Source organism: Bacteroides clarus YIT 12056 (assembly GCF_900129655.1).
Classification (GTDB): domain Bacteria; phylum Bacteroidota; class Bacteroidia; order Bacteroidales; family Bacteroidaceae; genus Bacteroides; species Bacteroides clarus.
Map to the genome: position 1 here is coordinate 1 of NZ_FQWK01000015.1, position 4,401 is coordinate 4,401.

9 protein-coding genes are annotated in these 4,401 nt (G+C 42.6%); 7 read left to right on the forward strand and 2 right to left on the reverse strand.

The genetic code is table 11. The features are described 5' to 3' along the window. The first annotated feature begins 244 nt into the window (after window positions 1-244). The 7 genes from BUB52_RS15395 (at window position 245) to BUB52_RS15425 (ending at window position 2,907) form a co-directional block, all read left to right on the forward strand. A complete protein-coding gene (locus BUB52_RS15395) occupies window positions 245-496 on the forward strand; it encodes a hypothetical protein (protein ID WP_004295507.1) in 252 nt (83 codons plus the stop codon). Continuing rightward, window positions 493-768 (forward strand): type II toxin-antitoxin system YoeB family toxin, encoded by a 276-nt coding sequence (locus BUB52_RS15400; protein WP_004327436.1) that lies wholly within the window; start codon window positions 493-495, stop codon window positions 766-768. The genes BUB52_RS15395 and BUB52_RS15400 overlap by 4 nt, the downstream gene beginning before the upstream one ends. Window positions 769-778: 10 nt before the next feature. Further along, window positions 779-976: a hypothetical protein gene (locus BUB52_RS15405; RefSeq protein ID WP_007209655.1), complete on the forward strand. Its 198-nt coding sequence runs from the start codon at window positions 779-781 to the stop codon at window positions 974-976. A 181-nt stretch (window positions 977-1,157) separates the two neighbouring features. Further along, the gene (gene mbpA / locus BUB52_RS15975) at window positions 1,158-1,457 is read left to right on the forward strand and encodes a mobilization protein MbpA (protein ID WP_004327437.1); all 300 of its coding nucleotides are present in this window, start codon (window positions 1,158-1,160) and stop codon (window positions 1,455-1,457) included. Beyond that, window positions 1,454-2,248: a mobilization protein MbpB gene (gene mbpB, locus BUB52_RS15415; RefSeq protein ID WP_007560590.1), complete on the forward strand. Its 795-nt coding sequence runs from the start codon at window positions 1,454-1,456 to the stop codon at window positions 2,246-2,248. The genes mbpA and mbpB overlap by 4 nt, the downstream gene beginning before the upstream one ends. Next, window positions 2,205-2,657: a mobilization protein MbpC gene (gene mbpC, locus BUB52_RS15420; RefSeq protein WP_004295511.1), complete on the forward strand. Its 453-nt coding sequence runs from the start codon at window positions 2,205-2,207 to the stop codon at window positions 2,655-2,657. The genes mbpB and mbpC overlap by 44 nt, the downstream gene beginning before the upstream one ends. A gap of 19 nt (window positions 2,658-2,676) precedes the next feature. Then, on the forward strand, window positions 2,677-2,907 hold the full coding sequence (locus BUB52_RS15425) for a hypothetical protein (RefSeq protein WP_007560596.1): 231 nt from the start codon (window positions 2,677-2,679) through the stop codon (window positions 2,905-2,907). 38 nt (window positions 2,908-2,945) lie between these two features. Here the strand turns inward: BUB52_RS15425 and BUB52_RS15430 are convergent, their stop codons facing one another. Next, window positions 2,946-3,950, reverse strand: a complete 1,005-nt coding sequence (locus BUB52_RS15430) for a replication initiation protein (RefSeq protein ID WP_007755890.1) — start codon at window positions 3,948-3,950, stop codon at window positions 2,946-2,948. Continuing rightward, window positions 3,901-4,086, reverse strand: coding sequence for a hypothetical protein (locus tag BUB52_RS15435; RefSeq protein WP_007560600.1), 186 nt, complete (start codon window positions 4,084-4,086; stop codon window positions 3,901-3,903). Before BUB52_RS15435 ends, BUB52_RS15430 begins: the two co-directional genes overlap by 50 nt. Between the last annotated feature and the right edge of the window lie 315 nt (window positions 4,087-4,401).

Genomic DNA, 4,401 nt, shown 5'->3' on the forward strand with positions numbered 1-4,401 from the left:
AAAAAAAAAGCTGATAAGCATATAAACAAGTTATGCTTTATAACAAGTCATTGATTTTTTACGGATAAGTGGTTGATTTACTGTCGGAAAAAGAAAAACAATAGGGGAAAAAAGCAAAGCAAAACCAACCAACGGGCGGTAGGACTGTGAACGGCTTTTTATGGCGTGTACACATTTGTGTGCAAAAAGTTTGTATTTTATTGAAATATAGCTATCTTTGTACTGAATTTAAAAGCAAACAGATATGGAAGCATTATCAGTAAGAGAATACCGTAACAACCTCGCAGCGTCTTTCACCAAAGCTGACAATGGCGAGCAGGTACTAATTCGCAGGAAAAACGAGATTTACGCTTTGGTAAAAGTTGGTCGTGAAGATTTGATGATAACCCCGGAACTGCAAGCAAGGATTGACAAGGCAAGGGAAGAAATCAAATCCGGAAAGTGTGTTACCCTCAAAAGCAGTGAGGATATTGATGCTTATTTCGACAGTCTATGATGTACACAATTAGGGTTTCCGACGGGGTGGATAAGGTGATTGCCAAATGGAAGAAATCAAACCCCAATTTGTTCAAGAAGTATAAGAAAATCTACAAAGAATTGTTAGAGCACCCTAAGACTGGGCTTGGGCATCCCGAAGCGTTAAGGGGCGGTGGGGATATTACATGGTCTCGACACATTACCGCCCATGACCGGATAATCTATGACATTTACGAGGAAGTGGTAGAGGTCTACATTTTGGAGGTAGAGGGGCATTACAACGATAAATGATAAAACTGTTATGGTCGAATATTGTGTTTACTGGTTAGAGAACGGCGAGCCTATGCACGAGGTGTTCTCTAACCTTGCCGCCGCCGAGATGTACTCATGTGCGATAAGAGGGAAAGAAAACGTTGAATGGGTGGAGGTGTCCGAAGAAGAAGCCATTGATTTGGACGAACTGAAAGACATGTTCCCGGATGACTTCTGCGGCGTGTAATCCCCTTGGGTAGAAATTGTTAGGCTGTGGGGGATTTTCTAACATGCCTGGGCTTTTTGCCGGGCGGTTGGCGTGGATGTATTCCCATGCGGCATGTGTATATATAGCAAGAAGTGTCCTTGTCGGACAATTCTTGCTTTTCTCGCTTTGCTCAAAAAGATTTTAAGATTACCTTTGTGGCATGGAACTAAGACGGAACGAAAAGATTACATTCCGATGTACCGAACTTGAAAAGGACGCACTTGCGGAGCAGGCAGCCCGGTGCAGTCTAAGCGTATCGGAATACTGCCGGAGTTTGTCCCTTGGGGGGCGCCCAAGGGAGAGGTACACCGAGGAGGAACGGCAGCTTCTCCGGGACATAGCCCAGTTGAAAGGAACGCTCCAACGGCTGAACAACTACTTCGGTGGTCGCCAGTACCGGGAAGTGTTCGAGGAGAACCGGGCACTAATTACAGAGCTCAAAAAAATACTCTCACGATGATAGGGAAAGGGAAAAGCATATCACATGGTGTGGCGGCATTGGAGTACGACCTCGCCAAAGAGATAAACGGGCAGGCAGTAGCCACCGAGATAGCCCGGCATGAACTTTATGGGTGTACTGGTGCGGAAATGGTGCAGGAAATGAAACCGTATCACATTGATTTTCCGAACGTAAAAAACAACTGCCTACGTTTCGAGGTCAGCCCCTCGATAGAGGAAAGCGCCACCTTTACGGATGCGGACTGGGCGGAACTTGGTAACGACTTCATGCAGCGCATGGGGTTGGCGAACCACCAGTACATCATCATCCGGCACAGCGGTACGGAGAGCAAGAAAGAGCAAGCCCACCTGCACATACTGGCAAACCGGGTTTCCCTTTCCGGGGAACTGTACCGGGACAACTGGATAGGGAAAAAGGCAACGGAAGCCGCCAATGCCATAGCCAAGGAACGGAACTTTGTACAGTCGCAGGACATTGGCAAAGTCAACAAAGCGGAAATCAAGGAAGCCATGGACGGCGTATTGAAGAAGATGCAGGGCTTTGACTTTACCAAATTCAAGGAAGAACTTGGTAAGAGAGGTTTTAAAGTCCGGGAAGCCAGGGCAAGCACCGGGAAACTTAACGGCTACTATGTCACAGCCCGAAGCGGTACGGAGTATAAGGCAAGCGAGATAGGGAAAGGCTACACTCTCGCCCATATCGAGCGGACACAAAGCAAACTGAAGTGCAACTCAATGAACATATCTCATGGAAACAAACTCACACCCGGAAGCGGCAGCTTCCAACGTTAAGCAGGGACAGTACAGCCCCCGGAAAAGAAAAGACACAACGCCAAGGGTAAACCCGCAGCTTGCGGTAGAACTGGTGTATCAAGAACTAAAGCGTGTTGAAGTCTATACGAAGCGCATAGAGGACGCAACAGCCCGAAAGGTACAAATAGACGGGAAAAGCCTTGAAAGTGCCGAAAATCGCCTAAAAAACGTATTGGCGGACTTTGAACGGCAGGGGTATAGAATGAAAAACGGCGGTTATGTGGACAAACGAATTTCGTTCTACTCAATCCTTTGTGCTGTTATCTCCCTATTGTTCGCTTGTTTCATGTGCTATCTTTGGACGGATGCAGCCAAAGACCGGGACAACTACAAGCAGTATTATGAATACTACCAAGAGCAGGCAAGGGAACAAAAGGGGAATAAATAAACATCTAACTTTACGAATTATGGGAACAGCGGAACACGAAGAACCCCGGTTCTTCTTCATACTGAACAAGGGTGCGAAGTCCGGCGGCGAAATCACCCATGCCGTCCTAAACGGTAGTATCGTTTCGAAGCCGGCAGGCTGGGACGCCTTTCATGGGCTTGTACTGGCGAAAGAGAAACTAAGCAGCGAGGAAATACAGCGGCAGATGAAAGAGCTTGGTGTAGAAATGGAAATCGTTCCTCTGATTTGACAAGATTACCCCGGTATATTTCAGCCGGGGTAATCTTGTCACTTATCCTTGATTTTCCCTTTAAGGGCATTTATAATCCACCCTTTTGGATTTGTTTTTGTCCTTGATTTTCCTCTAAGTATGGCGAGTTCTGTCATGATGTCTGGAAGTTCCATTTGTGCTGTTACAAATAAATCCCGGTTGTTTTTGATTTCTTTATCGGAGAACTCCAAAGATGTTTTTAAGTAACTTATCACTTGCCTACCTAAATCCCATGAAAGCCCGGTTTGCTTTTGTAGCTCTTTTTTGTATAGCTCTGCATCACGATGCTCTGGCTTGAATATTGGATAGAAGTTGAAACTTACAATTTTTTTCCCTTCCTTGTTTGCGGACCATTCGAATGTATAAGGACTTAGTTCGTCCAGCTCATTTTTTGCAGGTTCAATTACTTTCCGGACAAAATCGTTTGTCTTTGCGTATTTATCTTGTACTTTAAACATTTCTTTGAGCTGTTCAAGTGGATAGATTAGTTTTGTTTTCTGACCGCTTAAAAGTTCGTAGAACCGCATAGAATATACACTCTTAAACTTCATCGCAGTGGCTAATTCGTATTTGCGAAACCCTTTTGAAAAATCTAAGCAGCAGTCCCATATGTGTGAGTCTATTTGGAATGATACAACAGATGAACGCTTCTTTATCTTTGGCAATGCAATAATAGAAATGCTTATCCATTCTTTTTCATCCTCATAGGTAAAGATTTTCTTTTGTAGAGATAACAGTGCTTGTTTTACACGTGTGTAGTTTTCATCACTTTCTCCATTTAGCAATGAAGCAATAGGCATTGTGATGTGAACGGTATCAAAAAGTGTGTGTTCTATTTTTTTACAATCAGTTGCAAATCTAACTCCTTGGAGTTCACCTTGAGCCATTTCTACAATTCTATAAAGTATGCGCTTCTCATAAACGGAAAAGTCATACTTGGCTGTCGTCATAATATAGCTTTGTATTTGGTCTTTATTGACGACTGTTACACTGTTGTTCTTCTGTTGTTTCGTTTTCATCATCTACACGAAAGGATAAAATACTGTTGGCTTTATCTATGTGAGGAGCGTATATTTCAGAAAATTTTGCGAGGATAGAAATTGCGTTTTTAACCCTTTCAAATTCTTCTTTCTTAAAATGAACTATGATTTTCTTCATCCTTTATTGATTATTAGTATGTTGCGCAAATATAATAAGTAATTACGACTTGTGCAAATGAAAATCGTAGATGATGCAAAATAACATTCAAAAAGTCGTATTTGGAAGGGAAAATAACATTCAAAAAGTCGTAGTAATGTGTTAAATAGCATTCAAAAAGTCGTAGTAATGTGTTAAATAGATTGTGTAAGTTATTGGATTTCAGCATAATTTTTAGTTAAAAAAAAAAGCTGATAAGCATATAAACAAGTTATGCTTTATAACAAGTCATTGATTTTTTACGGATAAGTGGTTGATTTACTGTCGGAAAAAGAA